23 protein-coding genes and 2 pseudogenes are annotated in these 23250 nt (G+C 70.9%); 17 read left to right on the top strand and 8 right to left on the bottom strand.

Annotated features, from left to right (window positions below):
* The first annotated feature begins 11 nt into the window (after positions 1-11).
* Both H4687_RS43070 and H4687_RS43075 read left to right on the top strand, forming a co-directional pair.
* On the top strand, positions 12-674 hold the full coding sequence (locus H4687_RS43070; protein WP_046918436.1) for a GntR family transcriptional regulator: 663 nt from the start codon (positions 12-14) through the stop codon (positions 672-674).
* Positions 675-777: 103 nt separating this feature from the next.
* Positions 778-1137: a hypothetical protein gene (locus tag H4687_RS43075; protein WP_046918435.1), complete on the top strand. Its 360-nt coding sequence runs from the start codon at positions 778-780 to the stop codon at positions 1135-1137.
* Between the two features lie 656 nt (positions 1138-1793).
* Here H4687_RS43075 and H4687_RS43080 read toward each other — a convergent pair.
* A complete protein-coding gene (locus tag H4687_RS43080; protein WP_046918453.1) occupies positions 1794-2474 on the bottom strand; it encodes a class I SAM-dependent methyltransferase in 681 nt (226 codons plus the stop codon).
* A 369-nt stretch (positions 2475-2843) separates the two neighbouring features.
* Here H4687_RS43080 and H4687_RS43085 point away from each other — a divergent pair, with 369 nt between their 5' ends.
* From H4687_RS43085 to H4687_RS43100, 4 genes are all read left to right on the top strand, one after another.
* The gene (locus tag H4687_RS43085) at positions 2844-4631 is read left to right on the top strand and encodes a VanW family protein (protein ID WP_078907308.1); all 1788 of its coding nucleotides are present in this window, start codon (positions 2844-2846) and stop codon (positions 4629-4631) included.
* Between the two features lie 713 nt (positions 4632-5344).
* Positions 5345-5842, top strand: coding sequence for a winged helix-turn-helix transcriptional regulator (locus H4687_RS43090; RefSeq protein WP_046918434.1), 498 nt, complete (start codon positions 5345-5347; stop codon positions 5840-5842).
* Positions 5843-6015: 173 nt separating this feature from the next.
* Positions 6016-6540 carry an SRPBCC family protein gene (locus H4687_RS43095; protein ID WP_046918433.1) on the top strand — a complete coding sequence of 175 codons (525 nt, stop codon included), beginning with the start codon at positions 6016-6018 and terminating at the stop codon, positions 6538-6540.
* On the top strand, positions 6540-7598 hold the full coding sequence (locus H4687_RS43100) for an LLM class flavin-dependent oxidoreductase (protein WP_046918451.1): 1059 nt from the start codon (positions 6540-6542) through the stop codon (positions 7596-7598). The genes H4687_RS43095 and H4687_RS43100 overlap by 1 nt, the downstream gene beginning before the upstream one ends.
* A 140-nt stretch (positions 7599-7738) precedes the next feature.
* Here H4687_RS43100 and H4687_RS43105 read toward each other — a convergent pair whose 3' ends face one another.
* Positions 7739-8521 carry an IclR family transcriptional regulator gene (locus tag H4687_RS43105; RefSeq protein ID WP_046918450.1) on the bottom strand — a complete coding sequence of 261 codons (783 nt, stop codon included), beginning with the start codon at positions 8519-8521 and terminating at the stop codon, positions 7739-7741.
* A 162-nt stretch (positions 8522-8683) separates the two neighbouring features.
* Here H4687_RS43105 and H4687_RS43110 point away from each other — a divergent pair, with 162 nt between their 5' ends.
* Both H4687_RS43110 and H4687_RS43115 read left to right on the top strand, forming a co-directional pair.
* The gene (locus tag H4687_RS43110; RefSeq protein ID WP_078907307.1) at positions 8684-9394 is read left to right on the top strand and encodes a CoA transferase subunit A; all 711 of its coding nucleotides are present in this window, start codon (positions 8684-8686) and stop codon (positions 9392-9394) included.
* A gap of 11 nt (positions 9395-9405) precedes the next feature.
* A complete protein-coding gene (locus tag H4687_RS43115; RefSeq protein ID WP_046918432.1) occupies positions 9406-10041 on the top strand; it encodes a CoA transferase subunit B in 636 nt (211 codons plus the stop codon).
* Between the two features lie 47 nt (positions 10042-10088).
* On the opposite strand, the gene H4687_RS43120 is transcribed toward H4687_RS43115, so the two are convergent.
* Positions 10089-10658: a YrhB domain-containing protein gene (locus H4687_RS43120; RefSeq protein WP_046918431.1), complete on the bottom strand. Its 570-nt coding sequence runs from the start codon at positions 10656-10658 to the stop codon at positions 10089-10091.
* 371 nt (positions 10659-11029) lie between these two features.
* Between H4687_RS43120 and H4687_RS43125 the strand changes: the two genes are divergently transcribed.
* From H4687_RS43125 to H4687_RS43135, 3 genes are all read left to right on the top strand, one after another.
* Positions 11030-12445, top strand: a complete 1416-nt coding sequence (locus H4687_RS43125) for a family 2B encapsulin nanocompartment shell protein (protein WP_046918430.1) — start codon at positions 11030-11032, stop codon at positions 12443-12445.
* Between the two features lie 88 nt (positions 12446-12533).
* Entirely contained in the window at positions 12534-13907 is a 1374-nt protein-coding gene (locus tag H4687_RS43130) for a family 2 encapsulin nanocompartment cargo protein terpene cyclase (protein ID WP_050398582.1), read from the top strand.
* Positions 13908-13922: 15 nt separating this feature from the next.
* Positions 13923-14804, top strand: coding sequence for a geranyl diphosphate 2-C-methyltransferase (locus H4687_RS43135; RefSeq protein ID WP_046920160.1), 882 nt, complete (start codon positions 13923-13925; stop codon positions 14802-14804).
* A 147-nt stretch (positions 14805-14951) separates the two neighbouring features.
* On the opposite strand, the gene H4687_RS43140 is transcribed toward H4687_RS43135, so the two are convergent.
* Both H4687_RS43140 and H4687_RS43145 read right to left on the bottom strand, forming a co-directional pair.
* On the bottom strand, positions 14952-15794 hold the full coding sequence (locus tag H4687_RS43140) for an NAD(P)H-binding protein (RefSeq protein WP_046920161.1): 843 nt from the start codon (positions 15792-15794) through the stop codon (positions 14952-14954).
* 73 nt (positions 15795-15867) lie between these two features.
* Positions 15868-16308 carry a nuclear transport factor 2 family protein gene (locus tag H4687_RS43145; protein ID WP_046920162.1) on the bottom strand — a complete coding sequence of 147 codons (441 nt, stop codon included), beginning with the start codon at positions 16306-16308 and terminating at the stop codon, positions 15868-15870.
* Between the two features lie 151 nt (positions 16309-16459).
* On the opposite strand from H4687_RS43145, the pseudogene H4687_RS47780 reads away from it, so the two are divergent.
* Together H4687_RS47780 and H4687_RS47785 are read left to right on the top strand one after the other, a co-directional pair.
* Positions 16460-16873 (top strand): annotated as a pseudogene (locus tag H4687_RS47780) (LysR family transcriptional regulator); the annotation flags it as partial.
* Positions 16874-16953: 80 nt separating this feature from the next.
* A complete protein-coding gene (locus H4687_RS47785; RefSeq protein ID WP_257034277.1) occupies positions 16954-17349 on the top strand; it encodes a LysR substrate-binding domain-containing protein in 396 nt (131 codons plus the stop codon).
* Between the two features lie 102 nt (positions 17350-17451).
* On the opposite strand, the gene H4687_RS47790 is transcribed toward H4687_RS47785, so the two are convergent.
* The 3 genes and pseudogenes from H4687_RS47790 to H4687_RS47075 form a co-directional block, all read right to left on the bottom strand.
* On the bottom strand, positions 17452-17799 hold the full coding sequence (locus tag H4687_RS47790) for an MMPL family transporter (protein ID WP_267886954.1): 348 nt from the start codon (positions 17797-17799) through the stop codon (positions 17452-17454).
* A 34-nt stretch (positions 17800-17833) separates the two neighbouring features.
* A pseudogene (locus H4687_RS47795) lies at positions 17834-17968 on the bottom strand (hypothetical protein); the annotation flags it as partial.
* Complete coding sequence (locus H4687_RS47075; protein ID WP_225966990.1) at positions 17965-18591, bottom strand: hypothetical protein; 627 nt, start codon at positions 18589-18591, stop codon at positions 17965-17967. The gene H4687_RS47075 and the pseudogene H4687_RS47795, both read right to left, overlap by 4 nt.
* Positions 18592-18897: 306 nt before the next feature.
* Here H4687_RS47075 and H4687_RS43160 point away from each other — a divergent pair, with 306 nt between their 5' ends.
* The 4 genes from H4687_RS43160 to H4687_RS43175 all read left to right on the top strand — a co-directional run bounded on the left by H4687_RS43160 (position 18898) and on the right by H4687_RS43175 (position 23208).
* Entirely contained in the window at positions 18898-19764 is an 867-nt protein-coding gene (locus tag H4687_RS43160; RefSeq protein ID WP_225966991.1) for a hypothetical protein, read from the top strand.
* A 296-nt stretch (positions 19765-20060) separates the two neighbouring features.
* Positions 20061-21125 (top strand): tetratricopeptide repeat protein, encoded by a 1065-nt coding sequence (locus H4687_RS43165; RefSeq protein WP_050398581.1) that lies wholly within the window; start codon positions 20061-20063, stop codon positions 21123-21125.
* A complete protein-coding gene (locus H4687_RS43170; RefSeq protein ID WP_046918201.1) occupies positions 21122-22159 on the top strand; it encodes a polyprenyl synthetase family protein in 1038 nt (345 codons plus the stop codon). Before H4687_RS43165 ends, H4687_RS43170 begins: the two co-directional genes overlap by 4 nt.
* Before the next feature lie 278 nt (positions 22160-22437).
* Entirely contained in the window at positions 22438-23208 is a 771-nt protein-coding gene (locus tag H4687_RS43175; protein WP_046918202.1) for a methyltransferase domain-containing protein, read from the top strand.
* The last annotated feature ends 42 nt before the right edge of the window (positions 23209-23250 follow it).

Genomic DNA, 23250 nt, shown 5'->3' on the forward strand with positions numbered 1-23250 from the left:
GCAATTCGGTCATGAGTGATCAGGGCAAGGTGGCCCCGGCTCGCCGCCGGGGTCTGGCCGACGAGGTCGCGGACCGCATCCGCGAGGCCATCTTCAACGGGGCCTACGCCCCGGGCGAGCAGCTGCGCGAGGTGGAGCTGTCCGGTGAGCTGGGCGTCAGCCGTGGTCCGGTGCGCGAGGCGCTGCGGCTGCTGGAGCGCGAGGGCCTGGTGCACTGTGCCTGGCACCGGGGCACGACGGTGACGACGCTGTCCGCCGAGGACGTGGCTGAGCTCGACAGCCTGCGCGGCGCGCTGGAGGACCTCGCCGTACGGCAGGTGATCGCCCACGCCTCGGACGAGGACCTCGCGTCCATCGCGAAGACGGCCGACATGATGGAGCGGGCCGGCGATGCGCACGAGATGGTGCGCCTGGACATCGCCTTCCACGACGCGGTGTTCGCCGCCGCAGGGCACCAGCGCCTCGCCGACGCCTGGGACGGCATACGGTGCCAGGTCCACCTGTTCCTGCTGACCCGGATCGGCCGCAGCACCGCCGGCTACCTCGACTGCATCCCGCGCGAGCACCACGGACTCGTCACCGCACTGCGCGCCCGGGACACCGACACCGCCCTCGACCTCTTCGCAGCACACCGGCGCCACGCCGTCGACGTGGTCGCCGGAACCACTGCCTGAGTGTCGGCAAACGATCGAATGACGACAGGCACGGCAGGCGCCCGATGAACCCGGACTTTCCGGGGCCCGACAGCGGCGCCGACCCAATCAGATCCGATGGCGGATGACAGGGTTTGCCAACAGCACCGCATACCTGGAAGGCCGGTCCATCGCCACCCTCGCCCGCGACCACGACGTACGCCGCGGCGCCATCCCCGTCGCCGACCTCCTGTCCGAGCGTACGGTCGCCGACCCGGGCGCCCCAGCCCCGGAGCTGCCGGTCGTCCTCGACATGCCAGGCAAGGTCGCCGACTTACTTCGCACGGCCGACCCGGTGCCCGCCGAGCGCGCCGCGCTTGACCAGGGGGTGACCGTACGACGCGGCCACGGCTACACCCTGCGCGTCACCGCCGCGCCCGCGGTCCACCGCCAACTCCTTGACCGCTGCCAGCTCCCTGACCGGACCCAGGGCACCCCGAGTTGAGAAAACAGGCACTGAGAGGGCCCATGATCGCGTTGGTGACGAAGTTCTTGTCCTGCTGACGGGCACCGGCCGAACTCCGTAGCCGCTGGTACGCCTCGGCCACCTGCTTGTCGAGGAGGGCGAGTTCTCTGTCGACCTGCCCCTTGGCCTGGCCGGGGACCGAGGTCAGTGTCGCCCTGACGTCCGGGCAGCTGGTCGTGACGGCGCCGGCCGCCGGCGTCCGAACGGCCCGGCCCTGACTCTGGCTCCGGGAGACGCGTGTGGTCGCGTAGTCGCCTCCGCCCTCGTGGGCGGAGGCGTACACGTTGACCGCCACCAGACCTCCCGCTCCCAGGGCCAAGCCTGCCGCGGTGGCGACGACCCGGCGGGTCGCCCTGGATCGCTTGAGTGTGTCGCGTCGCATGGGGCTCCTCTGGCGCTCTCGCGTCAGCAGCTGCGGCTCGTCAGGCCGCTGGACGACAGGTCGTCGACCGGTGTGATGCCGTGGTCAGAGTTACGGAGGGGATCAACGTGAAGGCGGGTTTCCGTCATCACGTTGATCCCCTCCGTAAGAACTCGGAGCCGGCCCGGAGCCTAGCCCGTCGTACGTCGACCGCTGGTCCATGTCGGCGCGCATGACTCCGCCCCGGCTGTCACCGAGGGCCCAGAGGGAGCAGTCAGCGCAGGCGCCGTACCCGCAGCACCACGTCGTCGGTGTGGTGCGCGCCGGCGCCGCCCTCGGGTGCCACACGCGGCCGCTGCTCGTCCACCTCCACCACCCAGTCGTCGTCGAGCAGGTCGGCGACCATCGAGGGCCAGACGTAGTCGGCGGGATCGAAGCCGCCCTCGTGCGGCTCCTGGGTGTCCATCCCCGCGTGATGGACGAGCAGCAGCACGCCGCCGGGCGCGACGGCAGCGAGCAGCGCCCGCTCGGCCGCGGCGTCGGGGGTGCGCAGCAGGGCCGGATACTGCGCGGAGACCAGATCGAAGGAGGCCGGTGGGAGGGCGGCCCCGGTGAGTTCGGCGTGCACCCACCGCACCGTGAGGCCGGCGTCCCGCGCGTGTCCGGCCGCCCGCTCCAGCGCCACGCCGGAGACCTCCAGCGCGGTCACCTCCCAGCCTTGGCGCGCGAGCCAGACGGCGTCCGCGCCCTCGCCGCAGCCGACGTCGAGCACCCGCCCCGGGGTGAGTCCGGCGATCTCTGCCACGAGCGCGCCGTTGGGCCGACCGCTCCACAGCTGTGCTCGGTCGGTGTAGCGGCTGTCCCACTCCGCGCGCACCGAGGGGTCTCCCACGTACGCGTCGGCAGGCGAGGGGAGGTCGGACACGGGCGATCCCGCTGCGATGTCATCAGTCACGGGCTCACCGTCGCCCACCGTGCCCCCGTACGCCATTTCTGTTGCCGGTCCGGCAAAACAGTGCCCCAAGCCTGTCCCAAGGGCGTCCCAAGGACGGAGCACGGGACGCCCGCCGGTACCTGTCTGCGCCGTCCCGCCGCCGGAGTGCTTCCTGCCTTGCGGCGGCCAGGTGCCCGCCAGGTTCCGGTCCCGCGCCAACCACGTGCCCGCCCCCGTGATGATCTCCCTGACGGCCCGGTGTGATCCGAAACATACGTGTTCTGCGGCATACGTGCCTGTAATCCGTTATGGGTAGCTTGAGGTGCTTGCCCAGCTCGTGGCGCCACGCCGTCGCGTGCGCCGCCCTTCGATCCCTCGTCCGGGAGACCCATGCGCCTGCGAATAGCCTCCGTGCCGTCCCCAGTGCTGACAGGGGGTGTGCTGACCGTCGGTCTCGGTGGTCTGTATCTGGCCGGGCTGCTCGTCACGGGCGGGGAGATCGCGGCGGGTACGACGGTGCACGGGGTGGACATCGGGGGCCTCAGCCGTACGGAGGCCATCCGCAAGCTGGACGATCACCTGGCGGCGGCCGGCTCGCGGGACCTGGCCGTACGGGTCGGCGACCGCAGGGGCACCGTCGACCCGCGGCGGGCAGGACTCAGCTTCGACACCGAGCGGACCGTCGACCGGGCGGCACGCACCTCGTCCGACCCCGCCAGTGTGATCGGCGGATTCTTCCGCTCGGGGGGTGACATCGAACCGGTCGTACGCGTCGACGAGGGCAGGGCCCACACCACGCTCGGACAGCTGGCGAAGGCCCTCGACCAGAAGGTGCGCGACGGTGCCGTCACCTTCGAGGACGGCCGGGTCGAACAGGTCGCTGCCCACAGCGGTTACGCCCTGGACGTGAACGCCGCCGTCGACACCCTGCGCGAGTCCTTCCTGAACGGCGCGGCGCACACGGTCACGGTCCTCCCCGCCCGGGAGACCGAGCCGAAGGTGGCGACGGACGAGGTACGGCGGGCGGTGCGCGACTTCGCGTCGCCGGCCATGTCGGCGCCCGTCACGCTCACCGCCGCCGGCAGGCGCTTCACGGTCGATCAGGCCGTCCTCGGCACGTACCTGACCATGCGGCCGGACGGCTCCGGCCGGCTGCTGCCGAACCTGGACGCCAAGGGCCTGCGCTCCGCCCCCGCGATCGCCCGCCCCCTGGCCGCCGTCACCACCACGGCCGAGAACGCCCGCCTGCGGCTCGACGGCGATCGCGCCGTGGTGGCCGAGGACGCCCGCCCCGGCGTACAGATCAGCGACGACGCGCTGAGCGAGGCCGTACTCCCGCTGCTCACCAGGACGGGTTCCGCCCGTACCGGAGAAGTGGCGGCGCGACGCACCCAGCCCGAGGTGACCCGCGAGAACGCCGCGCGGTTGGGGCTGACGCAGAAGATGTCATCCTTCACCGTCAACTTCGAACCGGCCGCCTACCGCACGAAGAACATCGGGCGGGCCGCCCAGCTCATCAACGGCTCCGTCGTCATGCCCGGCAAGACCTGGAGCTTCAACCGGACCGTGGGCCAACGCACCGAGGCCAACGGTTTCGTCGAGGGCATCATGATCCTCGACGACCAGTTCACCAAGGCGGCCGGCGGCGGAGTCTCCTCCGTGGCGACGACGATGTTCAACGCGATGTTCTTCGCCGGGGTCAAGCCCGTGGAGCACGGCGCCCACTCCTTCTACATCGAGCGCTACCCCGAGGGCCGTGAGGCGACGGTCGCCTGGGGCAGCCTCGATCTCAGGTTCACCAACGACTCCGGCAAGGCCATCTACATCCAGGCCGAGTCCACCGACACCTCGGTGACCATCACCTTCATCGGCACCAAGCGCTACGACGAGATCAGGTCGGTGAAGGGGCCCCGGACCAACGTGAAGCCGCCTGAGAAGAAGGTGCGCGTCGACGACAAATGCGTGCCCCAGACACCGCTCGAAGGCTTCGACGTCACCGTGGACCGCGTCTTCTACGACGACGGCAAGGAAGTGAAGCGGGAGCCGTACCACACCCACTACACACCGCGTGACGAGATCACCTGCGAGGCACCCAAGCCTTCCGACAGCAACAGCAACAGCAACAGCAACAGCAACAGCAACAGCAACAGCGACACGCCCGACGCCGCCACCAGGTAGGCCACGCCCTACAGCGTGCCGCGCTCCGCGCCTCCGCACCTCGGGTGGTGAGTCCCGCGCCGCGGACCGCACCCGCACCTGACACCCCGCCGCGTGCAGGTGAACGTGCACCAGACCCAGATCGGCCCCGGCGGGCGCACGCAGATCGGGCACGTCACGCGCGTGCAGCTGCGCCAATGGGTACATCGCTGTCGGACCGTCAGGCAGGGGGACGGCCGGGCGACTTGTCACCGGATAGCTCCTCGCGGGGCGAATCCGGGCCAGGGTCTCCCGTTCCTCCGGGGTCATGCTCCTGCCGTGCGCGGCGGCACGGATCTGTCGTTCCAGCCTCACATCCGCCGGGGGCCCGGCCGGGTTCGGCCTGTCGGGTTCGTGGGGGCCCTCGCAGTGCGGCCACGGCTCGTCGGCGGGCCACAGCAGCGGGCCGCCGACCGAACTGTCCTGTGGTGCAGGAGATCCGGGGCGGGGGTGCAACGGGTCGCCGTACGTGCCAGCGGAGCGAGATCGGGGAAGGCCGCGGCGGCATCGAGCGGTCGCGGCGGTGTGCATGGTGACTGATGCTGCCAGCGGCCTCTGACACCGGGCGGCCGTTCGCCTTCGCGTGCGGACCCCCGCGGACCGCCGTCGCCCCCGGCTCCGGGGCTTCCTCCCCCTGTGTATCGACGTCCCCACCTGCTGGGTTGCTTTACCAGATGGACACGTATGCTGGCGTCATGAGACGGACGTCCTTCGCGCACTGGCCCTGCTCGATCGCTCGGACCATGGACCTGCTGGGCGACTGGTGGACGCCACTGGTGCTGCGTGAGGCCGGGTACGGGATCAAGCGCTTCGACGCGTTCCAGGAGTCGCTCGGGATCGCGCGCAACACCCTCACCGACCGGTTGCGGCGACTCGTGGACGAGGGGCTGATGGAGAAGCGGCCCTACCAGACCGAGCCGGTCCGGTACGACTACGTCCTCACCGAGAAGGGCCGCGACTTCCACACCGTGCTGCTGGCGATGAGCCGCTGGGGAGACCGCTGGCTGGCCGGTGACGAGGGCCCGCCGGTCGTGCTCCACCACGACACGTGCGGACAGGAGAGTCACGCCGAAGTGGTGTGCGCCGCCTGCGGTGGGCCGATGACCGCCGACAACACGCGCTCCAGAATGGGGCCGGGGTATCCGCCGCGCCTGGCCGAACGCCCGGACGTCCGGGCGAGGTTCGCCGACTGAGACAAGATTCGCGAGACCACTCCCTCTGCTTGACAAGTGAGTCTATCTACACAACTTTAGTGGTCAGAGACACGGAGACGTAAATGTAGCCGTAGGCACAGACGCAGACGCAGAGGCGCAGGGACCCCTTCGCCGCTGCCGGGGTCTGTCGTGGTGACGAGGAGGGCCGGGCCATGGAGTGGACGGGTGCGCGCTATGCGGACAAACCGACGGTCGAGGTGCCGATCTGGATCGCTGCCCCGCCGGACCGGGTGTGGGAGCTGGTCTCCGACATCGAACTGATGCCCCGCCTGAGCCCGGAACTGCGGTCGGTGGACTGGCTCGACGGAAGCACGGGCCCGGCGTTGGGGGCCCGGTTCGTGGGCAGGAGCAAGCACGAGGCGTTCGGTGAGTGGGCCACCACCTCCCACATCGTCGGGTACGAACCCCCGAGCCTGTTCGCCTGGGCGGTGGAGAACCCCGAACACCCCTCCGCGATGTGGAGGTTCACGCTCGATCCGCAGGACGGCGGCACGCTGCTCCGGCAGTGGATGCAGCTGGGCCCCGGCCGCTCGGGCCTCTCCTTCGCCATCGACCGCATGCCGGACAAGGAGCAGAAGATCGTCTTCGTGCGGATGCGCGAGTTCGAGCGAAACATCGGCACCACCCTCGAACAGATCAAGAAGCTGGCCGAAGAGGCCGGAAAGGCGTGTGGCTGATGCGTACGTCGACCACGATCGAGGCGTCCACCGGCTGGCCGGAGACGGTGGAGTTCGTCACCGAGGCGGAGAAACTGGGCCTGGACATCTGCTGGGTGGCCGAGGCCTGGGGCGCCGAGGCCCCGTCGCCGCTGGGGTATCTGGCCGCGCGTACGGAACGGATGCTGCTCGGCTCCGCGATCATTCAGCTCTCCACCCGCACACCGATGGCCATCGCCCGGGCCGCGATCACCCTGTCGAACATCTCCGACGGCCGCTTCCTGCTGGGACTCGGCCCGTCCGGTCCGCAGGTGATCGAGGGTCTCCACGGAGTCCCGTTCGCCCGGCCCCTGTCGCGTATGCGGGAGACGGTCGAGATCGTGCGGCAGGCCGTCGCGGGCGGGAAGATCTCCTACCAGGGCCGGGAGTTCCAGATCCCGCTGCCCGACGGTGAGGGCAAGCCGATGGGCCTGTCGACGCGCGCCGAGCACGACATCCCGATCTACCTTGCGACCCTGTCACCCAAGATGCTGCGCCTGACCGGCGAGATCGCCGACGGATGGCTGGGCACCAGCTTCGTCCCCGAGGGCGCCAAGGAGGCGTACTTCGACCACCTGGACGCGGGGCTGGCCGTGGCGGGGCGGTCGCGCGCCGACTTCGACGTCTGCCAGGGCGCGGAGGTGGCCTTCGCGGAGGACGAGGAAGCGCTGCGCGCGATGGTGGGCGGACGCAAGAAGGAACTGGCTTTCAGCCTGGGCGGGATGGGCTCGCGGACCACCAACTTCTACAACAACGCCTACAGCCGCCAGGGATGGGCGCAGATCGCGGCAGAGGTCCGGGAACGCTGGCAGGCCGGAGACCGTGACGGCGCGGCCGGCCTGGTGACCGACGACATGGTGCTGGCCACCACGCTGATCGGCACCGAGGACATGGTCCGGGCGCGGCTGAGGGTATGGCGCGACGCCGGGGTCGACACGGTCCGTCTCTATCCGGCCGGCGACACCCTGGACGCCCGCCTCACCAACCTCGGCCGGGCCATCGACATGGTCCGCGAGCTGGACGGGGAGACGGCGGCCTAGCCGCGCCGCGGGCAGGACGGGAAGCGCGGGAGCGCTGAATCGCCGCCGAGTCGGCGGTGTCCACGGGCCAGGTCGAACGGTCGGCCGGTCCGAGCGGCCGACCGCTCCGAGCGGTCGGTCCGAGCGGTCGGCCGTGGGGGTCAACGGCGGGCGTTCGCCCCGCTGTTGAGCGTACGGCCGAGCAGATGGGCCTCGCGGAGCAGGAGCGCGCCGAGTTCAGGTCTGCGCTCGGCGCGGAACCTGGTCTCCACACCCGTCACGGTCAGCGCCCAGGCGGGCTGTCCCGCGTGGTCGAAGACGGCCGCCGCCATGCCCCAGCTGCCCTCCACGACCAGGCCGGGGTTCACGGCGTAGCCGTCGGTCCGGGTCCGCGTGATCCGCTCGCGAATCGCGTGCGGGGCGTGTGCCGCGCCCCAGCGGTCGACCAGACCCTTGCGTTCCAGATAGGCGTCGATCTCGGCGTCGTCGAGGAACGACAGCACCACCAGGCCCGCCGACACCACACCCAGCGGGAAGCGCGCGCCCTCGTGCAGGACGAACGACCGGATCGGGAAGTCCCCGTCCTCGCGCAGCAGGCACACCGTCTCGTCACCGCGCCGGGCCGAGAAGAACGCGCTCTCACCCGTCGACGCCGCGAGCCGTCGCACACTCTCGCGTGCGTGGCGGGTGATGTCGTAGCGAATGCCGGCCACCCCGCCCAGCAGATACAGCTCGGGGCCGAGGAACCAACGCCCGCTGCGGCGATCACGGTCGACGAACCCCTCGTCCGCCAACGAGACGAGCAGCCGGTGCGCGGTCGGTCTCGGCAGGCCGGTCGCTCGCGCCAGCTCCACGGTGGCCGCACCGGTCTCGTTGACCGTCGACAGCGCGCGCAGCAGTGCGCCCATCCTGCCGACGAGGTGCGCTGCCGGGGTCGCGTCCATGCACCCCATCGTACGTTCACTCAGTGGACGCCTCGCACCCTCCTCGCTCACCCGTCAACCGGTTTTCGTCCTGCGATCCACTGTTCCTTGCCCATATGGGCCGCACGCCGGTTGACTCTGGCGCTCAGCCAGTGAACGCCCGAGATGTGACGAGGGGGAGAGTTGATCAAGCTGCGCGCGACCACGGAGGAGGCAGTGGCCGACGTGCTGACCGACGGGATGACGATCGCCGTCGGCGGCTTCGGTCTCTGCGGTGTCCCGCATGACCTCATCGAGGTCGTACGGGACAGCGGAGTCACGGACCTCACCATCGTGTCCAACAACATGGGCGTCGACGGCAAGGCTCTCGGCCTGTTGCTGGAGAACCGCCAGGTCAGCAAGGTGATCGCCTCGTACGTCGGCCAGAACAACCTGTTCGCCGAGCAGTACCTGAACAAGGTGCTCGACGTGGAGTTCTCCCCGCAGGGCACGCTCGCCGAGCGCATGCGCGCGGGCGGGGCCGGAATCCCGGCGTTCTACACGAGGGCCGGGGTGGGCACGTCCGTCGCCGAGGGCAAGCCGCACGCGGAGTTCGACGGACACGTCCACATCCAGGAGCGAGCCATCGTCGCCGACCTCGCCCTCGTACACGCGCACACCGCCGACCGGGCGGGCAACCTCACGTACCGGGCCTCCGCGCGCAACTTCAACCCCCTCGCGGCCATGTGCGGCCGGGTGACCGTGGCCGAGGCCGAGCACCTGGCCGAGGAGTTCATCGACCCCGATCTCGTCACCACCCCCGGCATCTACGTGAGCCGTCTGGTGGTCGCGCGTAAGCGGACCAAGGACATCGAGCAGCGTACGGTCCGCCCCCGCGCGACCGCCGACACATAGGAGCGACGACCGTGCCCTGGACACGCGACGAGATGGCCGCGATCGCGGCCGCCGAACTCAGCGACGGCGACTACGTGAATCTCGGCATCGGCATTCCCACGCTCGTGGCCAACCACATCCCCGACGGCGTCCGCGTGACGTTGCAGAGCGAGAACGGCATCCTCGGGCTCGGCCCGTTCCCGTGGGAGGGGGAGGAGGACGCCGACCTCATCAACGCGGGCAAGCAGACGGTCACCGTCAACCCCGGTGCGAGCTACTTCGACTCCGCGACCTCCTTCGGCATGATCCGGGGCGGCCGCATCGACATCGCCGTCCTGGGTGCCATGCAGGTGAGCGCGAAGGGCGACCTCGCGAACTGGACCATTCCCGGCGCCCTCGTGAAGGGCATGGGCGGTGCCATGGACCTCGTGGTCGGCGCCCGCCGCATCGTGGTCCTCACCGACCACGTCGCCAAGGACGGCAGCCCGAAGATCGTCGAGGACTGCACACTGCCGCTCACCGCCGCCGGCGTGGTCGACCGCATCATCACCGACCTCGCCACCCTCGACGTGCGCCGGGACGGCCTGCACGTACGGGCGCTCGCTCCGGGCGTCACCGAGGAGGAGGTCAGGGCCAGGACGGCAGCCCCCGTGCGCGTGTCGGGGTAGTCGGCAGCAGGCTGGGCCAAGCCCCCGGCCGCCCGGCCGTCTCCCGGTCAGTCGGTCCGCCGGCGCGCGGCGGGGCGAACGGTCTCCACGGCCGCCACCGGGTCGAAGGGTTCGACGAGTTCCGCGGTGGCCACCGCGAAAAGACGCCCCGGGGGATCACCTCCCAGCAGTGCGCTCACGTACTCCAGGGCCTCGGCAGGCGACAGCACCGGCAGCCTCCGGCGCAGTGTCCGTACAGCCCGCATGCGTCCGCGCGCAGCGGCGACTTCGCGTACGTCGTCGTGGAGATCGTCCACCGCCGTGCGCACCGGCAGCCCGCGTATCCGGGCCCGGTAGTCGGCCTCCCATGCCCCGGACTTCGCCGAGACGACGCCGATCCGGTGCAGTGCCCCGTCGACGCGATCGACCAGGTACGGGCCGTTGCCGATCAGCATGGACGCGGTGTTCTGTGTGCGTAGGAACTCTTCGGACTGCCAGGACACGATCCACACCAGCTCGTGCTCCCTGACACAGACCACCGCCATGCGCATCGCCTTGTCGTCGGCGGCCGACCACTCTCGATAGTCACGGGCCAACTGCTCCACGACCACGCGGACCGCGGCTTCTCGGTCGATCACGCGTGCAGCATCCCGTACGGGTGTGTGCCTCGGCCAGTGAATTGTCCGGCCCAGGCGGGCCCCTCCGACGACTCCCGGGCCGGAAACCGTAGGCGTTGGACTCCGCCGGACCACGGCCGTGGTGGCTCGGCGAGGACCGGGCACGGGCGCGGAGATGACGCATGTCAGGCCGATAAACCGCATCGCACTGATTGTCACCGCTTCGAGGTAAGCATCTCGTCCGCCCGGTGGTTGCGGCCGGTCAGGGGGCTAGGTTTTTGCAGGTGAACGGATTCCCGTGATCCTCTCGCCCGTTGCCCACTCCTCCCTGTCTCCCGGTCGGCGTACCCGTGTGCGCCCGACGGCCCGTCGCGCAAGGAGAAAGACCCCCGATGTCCGTCGACAGCGTCCCGGAAGCTCGGACCACCACCGACGCGCCGCAGCAGTCCCTGAGTACCGCTGCCGCCCGTAATCTCGCCACCACCACCAAGTCCGCCCCGCAGATGCAGGAGATCACCTCCCGCTGGTTGCTGCGGATGCTGCCCTGGGTGGAGGTGGAGGGCGGCGCCTACCGGGTCAACCGACGACTGCGCCACACCGTGGGCGATGGGCGCATCGAGTTCGTCCAGGAGGGGGCCGCGGTCCGGGTGATCCCCCGGAAGCTCGGTGAACTGGCCCTGCTGCGCGGATTCGAGGACACGGGCATCCTCACCGCCCTCGCCGACCGCTGCGCGCAGCGCGACTTCGCGGCGGGCGACGTCCTCGTGGAACGCGGCAGCACCGCGGACCGGATCCACCTGATCGCCCATGGCCGGGTCAGCCGGACCACCGAGGGCAAGTACGGCGGAGAGGACACCCTCGCGGTGCTCGCGGGCGGCGAGCACTTCGGTGCGCACGCGCTGACGGATTCCGCCGCGCACCACGACTGCACGGTCACCGCCGAGACCTCCGGCACCCTCCTCACCCTCTCCCGTGCCGACTTCCTCGCGGTCCAGGCCTCCGCGCCACGCCTCCAAGCCCACATCGACGCGGTCGGCTGCCGTCAGCGGCGGCGGCAGAACACGCACGGTGAGGCCGAGATCGCCGTGTCGGCCGGCCACGTCGGCGAGCCCGAACTGCCAGGCGCCTTCGTCGACTACGAACCGGCACCACGCGAGTACGAGCTCTCCGTCGCGCAGACCGTCCTGAGAATCCACACCCGGGTCGCCGACCTCTACAACGGGCCGATGGACCAGAGCGAGGAGCAACTCCGGCTCTCCGTCGAGGCCTTGCGCGAGCGGCAGGAACACGAGCTGGTCAACAACCGGGAGTTCGGTCTGCTGCACAGCGCCGACTTCAAGCAGCGGATCCAGCCCCGGCTCGGCCCCCCGACCCCGGACGACATGGACGATCTGCTCTGCCGACGTCGCGGCACCAAACTGTTCCTCGCCCACCCGAGGACCATCGCCGCCATCGGACGCGGCCTCAACGCCTGCGGTCTCCGTCCGGACCAGGTCGAGGTGGACGGGCACTCCGTGCCCGCCTGGCGCGGGGTTCCCATCCTTCCCTGCGACAAGATTCCGATCAGCAGGGAGCAGACCAGCTCGATCATCGCGATGCGCACCGGCGAGAAGAACCAGGGCGTCATCGGTCTGCGGCGCACAGGACTGCAGGACGAGTACGAACCGGGGCTCTCCGTGCGGTTCATGGGCATCAACGAACAGGCGGTCATCTCCTATCTCGTCAGCACCTACTTCTCCGCCGCGGTGCTCCTGCCCGACGCCGTCGGCGTGCTGGAGAACGTGCTGATCGCCCCCGGACCGCGTTGAAGCCCTGATCCGTCGCAGGTCCACGCCTGAGACGCATGCTCCGCGCACCGCGGAGCGCCCACCCCGCCGCAACAAGGAGCCCCCGACGATGCCCACTTCCGGGCCCCTCGGATCGATCACCCCTGAGCAGGGGCAGCCGACGCCCCCCACAGCCGTGCCGGACACGGCGGCGCCGGCGGCCCCGGACCACCGTCCGGTGACAGCGACCGCCTCCGGCTTTCTGGCAGCACTGCACCCGCCGGTCGCGATCCTCGCCCCACCACCGCCGACGCCTCCGCCCCCGCCCGTGGAGCCCGCCACCGCCGTACGGGACGCGCCCGCCACCGCCGTACGGGACACGCCTGACACGACCGCGGCCGGTTCCGCCCTCCAGCGGATCCTGCGCGGACCGACCGGACCGGGCACGGCCTCACTCGCCGTCGCCGGCAGGTACGAACCCCCGCTCCCGAGTCCGGTGTCCCCGGCCCCCGCCGAGCCCGCCGCGGGGCGAGCCGTCCCCGGCCTCTACCACCACCCCGTCCCGGAGCCCGACCCCGTGCGCGTCGAGGAGGTGAGCCGCCGGATCAAATGCTGGGCCGAGGACGAGGTCCAGCTCTATCCGAAGGAGTGGGAGGGGCAGTTCGACGGCTTCTCCGTCGGCCGTTACATGGTCGCCTGCCACCCCGACGCCCCGACGATCGACCATCTGATGCTCGCCACGCGGCTGATGGTCGCGGAGAACGCGGTGGACGACTGCTACTGCGAGGACCACGGCGGGTCACCCGTCGGTCTCGGCGGGCGCCTCCTTCTCGCGCACACCGCGCTCGACCACTTCCACACCACCGCGGAGTACGCGCCGGCCTGGCAGGAGTCCCTCGCGTCGGACGCCCCGCGCCGGGCGTACCGCAGCGCGATGGACTACTTCGTCGGCGCGGCCACGCCCTCCCAGTCCGACCGCTACCGGCACGACATGGCCCGGCTGCACCTGGGCTACCTCGCCGAGGCCGCCTGGGCGCAGACCGGTCATGTCCCGGAGGTGTGGGAGTACCTGGCGATGCGCCAGTTCAACAACTTCCGCCCCTGTCCCACGATCACCGACACCGTCGGCGGCTACGAACTGCCCGCGGACCTCCACGCCCGGCCGGACATGCAACGGGTCATCGCCCTGGCCGGCAACGCGACCACCATCGTCAACGACCTCTACTCGTACACCAAGGAACTCGACAGCCCGGGTCACCACCTGAACCTGCCGGTGGTGATCGCGGAGCGGGAGCGGCTCTCCGAGCGCGACGCCTATCTGAAGGCCGTCGAGGTCCACAACGAACTCCAGCACGCCTTCGAGGCCGCCGCCGCCGACCTCGCGGAGGCCTGCCCCCTGCCCCCTGTGCTGCGCTTCCTCAGGGGCGTGGCCGCCTGGGTCGACGGCAACCACGACTGGCACCGCACCAATACCTACCGCTACACCCTGCCCGACTTCTGGTAAAGAACGGATGTCTCTGTGACCACTGAAAAGCCCTCCACCTCCACCGCCACCGTGAAGATCCCGGCGCCGGCGACCCCCTATCAGGGAGACATCGCCCGCTACTGGAACAACGAGGCGCGGCCCGTCAACCTTCGTCTCGGTGACGTGGACGGGCTCTACCACCACCACTACGGCATCGGCGCCGTGGACCAGGCCGCGCTCGGCGACCCGGCAGACAGCGAGTACGAGAAGAAGCTCGTCGCGGAGCTGCACCGGCTGGAGTCGGCGCAGGCGGAGTTCCTCATGGACCACGTCGGCCCCGTCGCTCCGGACGACACCCTCGTCGACGCCGGCTGCGGGCGCGGCGGATCCATGGTCATGGCCCACCGTCGCTTCGGCTGCGCGGTCGAGGGTGTCACCCTGTCCGCCACCCAGGCCGAGTTCGGCAACAACCGCGCCCGAGAACTGCGTATCCAGGACCGCGTCCGCTCCCGCGTGTGCAACATGCTCGACACGCCCTTCGACAAGGGCAGCATCACGGCCTCGTGGAACAACGAGTCGACCATGTACGTCGACCTGCACGACCTGTTCGCCGAGCACTCCCGCTTCCTCAAGGTGGGCGGCCGGTACGTGACCATCACCGGCTGCTGGAACCCCCGCTACGGCCAGCCGTCGAAGTGGGTCTCCCAGATCAACGCCCACTTCGAGTGCAACATCCACTCGCGCCGCGAGTATCTGCGCGCCATGGCCGACAACAGGCTCGTGCCGCAGACCATCGTCGACCTGACCCCGGACACCCTGCCCTACTGGGAACTGCGGGCCACGTCGTCGCTGGTCACCGGAATCGAAGAGGCGTTCATCGAGTCGTACCGGGACGGCTCCTTCCAGTACGTCCTGATCGCGGCCGACCGCGTGTGACCCCGCCCCCGCGGGGCCGGGCCGCCGGTCGGCGACCCCGCGCACGACGGTGATGACGGTGCGCTGCCCGGTCACCGGCGACACCCCGTGCGTGGGGGTGTCGCCGGTGCCTTGTGGCGGACCAGGGGTCAGGGCGCGTTGCTGCGGTCAGCCGAAGGCGGGTGCGTTGTCCCGTGCCCAGTCGGCGAACGTACGCGCGGGCCGGCCCAGCAGGGCTTCCACGGTGTCGGTCGTGGGTCCTGGGCGCAGGGCGTAGTCCGCCAGGGAGCCGAGGAGGCGGTCGGGGATCTCCTCGGGCAACCCCTGCGCGAGCATGCCCTGACGTACGCGCTCGGGCGGGAGTTCCTGGAAGGACAGCTTCCTGCCGAGTGCGTCACCGAGGAGCCGCACCTTGTCGACCTGGGTCAGTGACTCCGGGCCGGTCAGGGTGTGGGTCGACCCCGCGGGCACGCTGCCCAGGAGGGCGCGTACGGCGACTTCCGCGATGTCGGCCTCGTGAATCGGGGAGGTGGCGGCCGTGCCGTACGCGCCCCGCACCACGTCACCGGCCCTGAACTGGGGCGCCCAGGCCAGCGAGTTGGCCGCGAAGTCGGCCAGCCGCAGGACCGTCCAGTCCAGACCGGATTCCCGGACCAGGTCCTCGTACGGCGGCCGGAACTGCGCGGCGAAGCGGGCCTGCCCAGCGGGGTGTTCCACGGTCGTCGCCGACAGCAGGACCGCCCGCTGTACGCCCTGCCCGGCGGCGAGCCGCAGCAGTTCACCCAGCCCCGGGCCCGTGGCGCGTGGACTGATCAGCAGAGCCTTGGCCTCTTCCAAAGACGGCTCGATCCACCGAGGGTCGAACAGGTCGCCCGTGAGCGCCTGGACGCCGTCCGGGAACGCGGACACGCCGGCACCGCGGCCGACCGCGCCGACGGCTGCACCCTTCCGTAGCAGCAGACTCATCACCTGACGCCCTACGACGCCGTTGGCTCCGGTGAGCACGAACATGACGGTTCTCCCTTTGCTTGAGGCTGTGAACGGTGTCGATCTGCCGCCGGCCGTCCTCGGACGGCCTCGCGGCTCAGGAGGTGGGCGGTGCACCCGTCAGCGGGGTGAGGTCGTGATACCTGACCTCGTAGACGCGCTCGTCGAACTTCCAGCCGTCGGACGTACGCCGGTAACGGTCGTGATAGACGGCGTAGTTGAGATGTGAGCCGCCGTCCCGCATCCGTCCGAACTCCTGGACGTACGCGCGCCCGACCGCGGTGTCGCCGTCGAGGCGGACGACGCCGGGGTGGACGTTCTGCACGAAGAACTCCCAGAGCCCCTGCCCCCACGCGATCCCCGAGCGGATCTCCTGCCTGCCCACGAACTCCCTGTCGATGTGCGGCCACCGCATGCTGCCCTCGGGCGTGAACAGTGCGGCGGCGCGGTCGTAGTCGCGCATCATCACCGCGTCGGTGATCTCGGCGCGCAGCGCCTCGATCTCGAAGCGGTCGACGACCGCGTGAAACTCGCTCATCGGTCCCCCCGGCGTTGTCGGCGCGTCGATGCGTCGATGCGCCGGCGAGTTGTCTCTCACCCGTTCTCCGGGCGATGTGTTCATCATCGGTGCAGGTCAGGGGCGTAACAAGGTAGAGTTCGCGGGGCTACTCATAACTCGGGGGTTATGTATGGGGCTACGTGACATCGAGATCTTTCTGACGCTGGCGGAAGAACTGCACTTCGGCCGCACCGCCGAACGGCTGCATGTCTCCCAGGCCCGTGTCAGTCAGGCCGTCCGTCAGCAGGAACGCCTCCTCGGCGTGACCCTGTTCGACCGCACCAGCCGTCGCGTCACCCTGACCCCCGTGGGCCGGCGTCTGCGGGAAGATCTCCAGCAGGCCCTCGACCTCATCCACGCAGGACTCGCCCGCGCCCAGGAAGCCGGCCGGCACGCGGACCGGACGCTGCGACTGGGCGTCTTCGGCCATGCCGGACACGAACTACGGCCTCTGGTCGACGCGTTCCGCGCCCGCCACCCGCAAGGCACCCTCCAGTTCGGCGAGATCAACGCCAACGACGCGTTCACCGCCCTGCGCGCGGGCACACACGACGCCCATGTGCTGTGGCTGCCCGTCGCGGAACCGGACCTCACCGTCGGCCCCACCGTGCTCACCGGGGCCGCGTGCTGGCCGTGTCCGCCGACCATCCGCTCGCGGAGCGCGGCACCGCGTCCCTGGAGGACCTCGCCGACGACCACGTCGTCGACCTCGGCCCCGACGCCCCCGCGTACTGGGTCGCCTCCATGGTCCCCACCCGCACACCGCTCGGCCGCCGCGTTCCCCGCGGGCCCGCCGCGCGGACCTTCCACGAGATCCTCTCCCTGGTCGCCGCCGGGCGCTGCGTCCACCCGCTGGGTGAAGTCGCCGCCCGCTACAACAAGCCGCCCGGCATCGTCTTCGTGCCCCTGCACGACGCACCCACCCTCGAATGGGCCCTCACCTGGCGCACCACGGCCGACAGCCCCACCCTCCGCGCACTGGCCCGGACCGCCGCCGACCTCGGCCCCATCACCCTGTGACGGAGCCGACGGGCACGGCAGGGGGCAGGGGCAGGCGACGGACGCCCACCGGCTCGCATCCTGTGCCCGGGTACGGAGTCACTGTCGAAGGTGTCCCGCTTTTCATGGACTTTCCGGGACCGTGACGACGGGAGTGAGGACGCGCTGACCGACCAGCATGCCGAGCAGCGCGACGACGGTCAGGCCGGCGAAGACGACCGCGCGGCCCGAGGTGTTGAGGGACTTGGCGATCGACTCGGCGACCGGCATGCCGGCCATCAGGTTGCCGCGGTGCCGGTTCACGATGAACAGGGCGTAGTCGATGCCCACACCCAGGCCGATCAGCGAGCCGAGGGTGAGCGTGGTGCTGGAGAGCGTGATGACATGGCCGAGCAGGATGACCGCGACCGCGGAGGTACCCACACCGATGACGGCCGTGCCGTGTGGGCAGCGCGGCCACCCACACGGCACGGAACACGAACAGCAGCACGACGAAGGCGAGGACGATGCCCATCGCGTCGGCGACCGGGTTCGGCTCGGGGTTGATCGTGAACGCCTGACCGTTGAGCGCGATGCGCAGGTTCGCCGCCCGCGGGGCGGTGGCGAGTTCCCGCACCCGGTCGACCCGGGAATCCGTCACGTCCCGGTCGAAGGCGACCGTCGCGTACGCCGTCTCGTCGTCCCCGCTGACCTGTGTTCGTCCGGGCTGCCGACCGCGACGACGCCCGGGGCGTCGGCGATGCGGTCCAGCGCGCGGGACATCGCCTTCTCGGCCTCGGTGTCGGTGGCCCTGCCGCCCTTCAGCTGCCAGACGACACGGCCGCTCTTGCCGGCGGCGCTGTCGGAGGCTTGCCGCAACAGGGCCGTCGCTCGGGCGGAGTCGGTGTCCTGCGAGGCCGAGCTGTTGCCGAAGGCGTTGCCGGCCGCGCCGACCCCGGCGCCGAGTGCGAGCAGCAGGCCGACCCAGGCCAGTACAACGACGAGCCGGTGCCGGTGCCGGTGACACCAGTGGCGAGAGGGGACATCGACGAGCCATTCCGGAGGTGCGTCACGCGAGCGGGCCGTCGATCCCGGCCCACGCTCACGCTCGCAGTTCGGGACTCTCTCGTCGTTGGCCGTCCGCAGACACTTGTGTCTCCTGCGATCGCAGCAGGACCCGGCCCTGCAGCGAGACCGTCGACGGCGGCGAGGGGTGGTCACGGTGTGCTGTGCGGGTACCGTGCGCCGGGTGGTCGCCGTGGTGTTCCCGGGGCGATCGCACAAGCTCCTGGGCCTTCCTTACGCAACACGAGTGAATCTGCCGGCTTTGTGGCTCGGTTCCGGTGTGGGTTCCGTACGGTCTGCGTACGGATCCGGCGGCCGGAGAAGAGAAGGCCTGACGGCGGACACCGCACGAAGGGGCAACTGCATGTCGAGGTCGGGGAAGTGGCCGGACGTGCGCAAGGTCCTGATGAGGCACCGCAGAGGGAGCAGCGCGGCATTCTGCGGGGTGGTCGGTGCGGCAGGTGTCGTCGGAGCAGCGCCGCCTGCTCCCGGTGGTGCGCGGGCTGGAGGCTGGGGTTGCGGGTGATGTCCTTCGGACCGGCCGTCGGCTGCTGGGTGTTGACGATTTCCCTGCTGCTGCGTGTCCGGGGTGCGCGTGGGCGAGCGCGGACGCGGCTGTTGCTGGTGGCGGGCTCCGCCGCCGCCGGGGGTGTCTACCGGGCCGCACTCGCCGCGCTGCCGGCGCAACCGGCGCAGGCATCGGATGCGGCCGGGCTGGCCGGCTTGACGGTGGTCGCGGGGGTGACGATCACGGTGGGGCTGGGGACGGCCGGTCTGGTGGCGGCGGCCGATGCCGGTTCGGGCTGGCGGACCTGGTTGCGGCGCGTGCTCGACGGGGCCGTCATGGCCGGGGCCGCGTTCATGGCGGGCTGGGTGTTCCTGGGCAGGTCGGAGGAGGGCTGGCGGGCGGGGACGGGAATGCTCGGCGTCCTGTGGGCCTCGGAGGTCGTCTTCCTCGGATTTCTGCTCGCTCTGCGTCGTCTCGTACGCGCCGATCAGCAGGCGACTGTCTGGGCGGCGATCGTAGGGGTGTCCTTCCTCGTGATCGGCGACAGTCTGCCGCTGTCGACGGGTGGTCCGGGTGGCGACGAGGCGATGTCGTTCCGGCCTGCGGACCTCTTCGTCACCGCGGGCCTGCTGATCGTCGCCGTCGGCCCTTGGGTGCCCGGCGGGGCGAGTGTCCTGGTCGCCGGACGGCCGGCGCTGCGATCGGGCATGGAGGGCGCCGCGGCGTTCGTCCCGCTGACCGTCTGCACGGTAACGGCGCTCGGGTACGTCTTGGCGCCTTCCGCCGGCGACCCGGTGCCGCTGTTGGTCGGCGCGGTGGCGCTGCTGGGACTGTGGGCCCGTCAGATCTGCCTGCCGAGCGAGGTACAGGCGCGGGACGACTGAGCGACGGGTTCCCGGCCTGTCGGTTCGATCGAACCGCCCGGCATCCGAGCCGAGACGCGATCGGGTGTTTTGTCACCGCGCCGGGCCCTCGCGTGAGGTGATCTGCGCCTCACGGGCAACCTCCTGGGCGCGTACGGCATCTTGATCGGCAACAGATGCGGCCGAGGCCCTTGGGGCACCGCTCATCTCCGACCCCGTATACACGCCATGTATACACAATATGTATACATGGCATGTATAGATCGCACGCATGGACCCCACGCGGTGACAGCATGCGACCGGACCGAAAGGCAACCATGTACGGCAAGGCGTTCGCCCCCGAATACCAGGGCGCCCTGACCACCCTGTCCGTGAACTCCTCGCTCACCGAGGTACTGGCGGCCGGCACCCGGCAGTTGAGAGAGGCCGAGAGTGCCGGGGAGCACGGCGAGGCGGCGCGCTCCGGGCTGGCGGTGGCCGAGGCGCACCGACGGCTGGGACAGATCGGCGAGGCCGACCAGGCGTGGAAGGCGAGTTACCGGGCGGCCAGAGCGGTGGGAGACCTGGGGGCGATGGCCTGGGCGCTGTGGAGCGGCGGCACCCTGGCCCGGCAGCGAGGCTCCTTCCCGCTGGCCCGGCGCCTCCTCGGCCTCGCGGCCGGGCTGGGTGAACGGGGCGGTGATGTCGTCGTGCGCGGCTACTCCCTCGCGGGACTGGCCGAGACCGGCAGGATCCAGGGTGACTACGAGGCCGTCGCCCGGCTGCACGAGCAGCTGCTGGCCGAGGCCCGACGGCGCGGCGAGGCGCGGCACACGGTGTGGGCGCTGGAGGGCATCGCCCAGATCCACCGCCAGCGGGGGTCGTACGGCAGCGCGTACGCGCTGTTCGAGGAGGCGGCCCAGATAGCCGCGGGCGCCGACGACCGGCGCGGCCACGCCTGGGCGCTGCGCGGGCTCGCCGACATCGTCTCGGCGCGGGACGGGGACGTCGAGCGGGCACTCGCCCTGCTGTCGGAGGCGGAGGCCACCTGCCGGGCGATGCGCCTGTCCAGCGCGCTGGCCTACAACCACAAGATGCGCGGCAACGTGTACTACCGGGCCGGGCGTTACGCCGAGGCGCGGGACACCTACGAACTGGCACTGGCCGAGTTCCGCGAGATGAGCGAGCCACGCGGACAGGCCCTGGCCCGGCTGGGGCTCGCCAAGTCACTCGCCCGGCTGGGCCGCGACCACGACGAGACGGCCACCGAACTCGCCTCACTGGCAACGGAGTTGGAGCGGATCGGGCTGCGGCACGCGCGGGAGATGGTGGCGCGGGCGCACGACGAACTCGGGGTGCGGACCCATCGGCAGGGCGGCGTCCGGGCGGAGGCCGCACGGTGACGACGCTCTCCACGGCGCTACGGGCGCCGGTCGACGTCCCCCTCGTCCTGGAACGCTGCCGCGAGGTGGTGCGGCCCGCGCTGCGGGAGGCGGTCGGGCGAACGCACCCCTGGGTGGGTGAGATGGCGGCGTACTCGTTCGGCTGGTGCGAGGTCGGCGGCGCTCCCGCTGCCGCGTCCGGCGGCAAGGGCGTGCGGCAGGCCCTGGCCGTGCTCGGCGCCGAGGCGGTGGGCGCCCCCGCCCGGGCCGGGGTGCCCGCGGCGGTCGCGGTGGAACTGGTGCACGCCTTCTCGCTGCTCCACGACGACATCATGGACGGCGACACGTCCCGGCGGCGACGCCCCGCGGTCTGGAAGGCGTACGGCACCGGGCCCGCGGTTCTCGCGGGCGACGCCCTCTTCGCGCTGGCCGTCGAGACGCTCGCCGGCACGGAGGCGGGTGCGCCAGGGCTGCGGACGCTGTCGGCGGCGCTCGGTGATCTGGTGCGCGGACAGGCGGACGACCTGCTGTTCGCCGCACGCCCCTGGACGGGGCCGGAGCGGGTGCGGCCCGCGGAGTACCGGGCCATGGCCGAGCGGAAGACCGGCGCGCTGCTGGGCTGCGCGGCAGCGCTCGGTGCCCAGCTCGGCGGCGGCCCGCCGACCGCGGTGGCGGCTCTCGACCGGGCGGGCCGCCGTCTCGGCCTCGCCTTCCAGATCGTCGACGACGTGCTGGGCATCTGGGGCGACCCCGAGGTCACCGGCAAACCCGTGCACGGCGATCTCCGCGAGCGCAAGAAGACCTTCCCCGTCCTGGCCGCGCTCGACTCCGCGTCCCCCGAAGCGCGACGTCTGGCCGCGCTGCTGACGTCGGGAGCGGACCCGCAGGAGGCGGCCGTACTCGTCGAGGCGGCGGGGGGCCGGGCGGCGGCACTGGACGAGGCACGCCGGCACATCGCGGCGGCGGAGACCGCGCTGGCGGACATCTCGCTGCGGGGCACGGCCGTCGACGAGTTGCGCGCACTGTCGGCGTTCCTTCTGCGGCGCGACGTCTGAGGGCTCTCAGGGCGGGGTGAGCGTGTCCCGGGGCCTTCGCGGGCCTCCGCCGGGCTCGGGGCCGTCGAGCGCTCCCTCCCCAACGGGGGCGCGCCGACCCCGGGTCGGCTGTCCGATCAGCGCATGACCTTGCCAGAGTGGCATATAGCGAACATAAGGCCCTGATGCGGTGTATCGGCCCTCGACCGCCTATGGGGGAATTCGTCATCCCACTGCGCGCGTGCCTCCGTGATCCTATGCTGACGCCGAGGGGTGGACACGAGCTGGGGGGATGCCTGATGAGAGCGGTTGGCAAGAATCCGTCAGTAGTGAAGTCCGGTGTCAAGCGGCTCTTGGGGCGCGCTGGATTCGACATCGTGCGCAGCACCAACAACCTGGGTGGAGTCGACGACTTCATACCGTTCGAAGCGACGATGCGTGCTGCGCGGGCGTCGGGCATGTCGATCGGCGACCATATCGACGCGGTCATGAACGGGACACCTGGCGCCACCCAGTCCACCATCGACGAACTCCGCGCTCACGGCGTCTTCGCCGACAAGCCGGGCACGGTGCTGGAGATAGGTCCCGGGTCCGGTCGGTATCTGGAGAAGACGCTGAAGGAGTGTTCACCGGACCGCTACGAGATCTATGAGACGGCGGAGCCCTGGGCCACCTACCTGGTGGAGACGTTCGGCGTGGTCGCCCAGCCGACCGCGGGATCCAGTCTCGCCCCGACACCCGACGGCAGTGTCGACCTCGTGCAGGCCCACAAGGTCTTCAACACCGTGACCTTCCTGTGCGCCTCCCGCTACTTCCTGGAGATGGCACGCGTGACGCGACCGGGTGGTCGCATCGTCTTCGACGCCATGACGGAGACGTGCCTGGAACCGGCCGCGGTACGGGCCTGGGCGTCGGAGGGTGGCGCGGGGCACGGCTCCTACCCGGCCGCGATGCCGCGCCAGACATGCGTGGACCTCTTCGAGACGCTCGACTGCAGCCTGGAGGCCAGCTTCCTGGCGCCCATGGGCGTCGGCTCCACGGAGGTCCTTGTCTTCGCGAAGCGGGCCTGACCGCCGCCCCGGCGGCGACCCCGGGAGGCGTCGTTCGCCGAT

It is taken from the genome of Streptomyces stelliscabiei (genome assembly GCF_014873495.1).
Taxonomy (GTDB): Bacteria; Actinomycetota; Actinomycetes; order Streptomycetales; family Streptomycetaceae; genus Streptomyces; species Streptomyces bottropensis.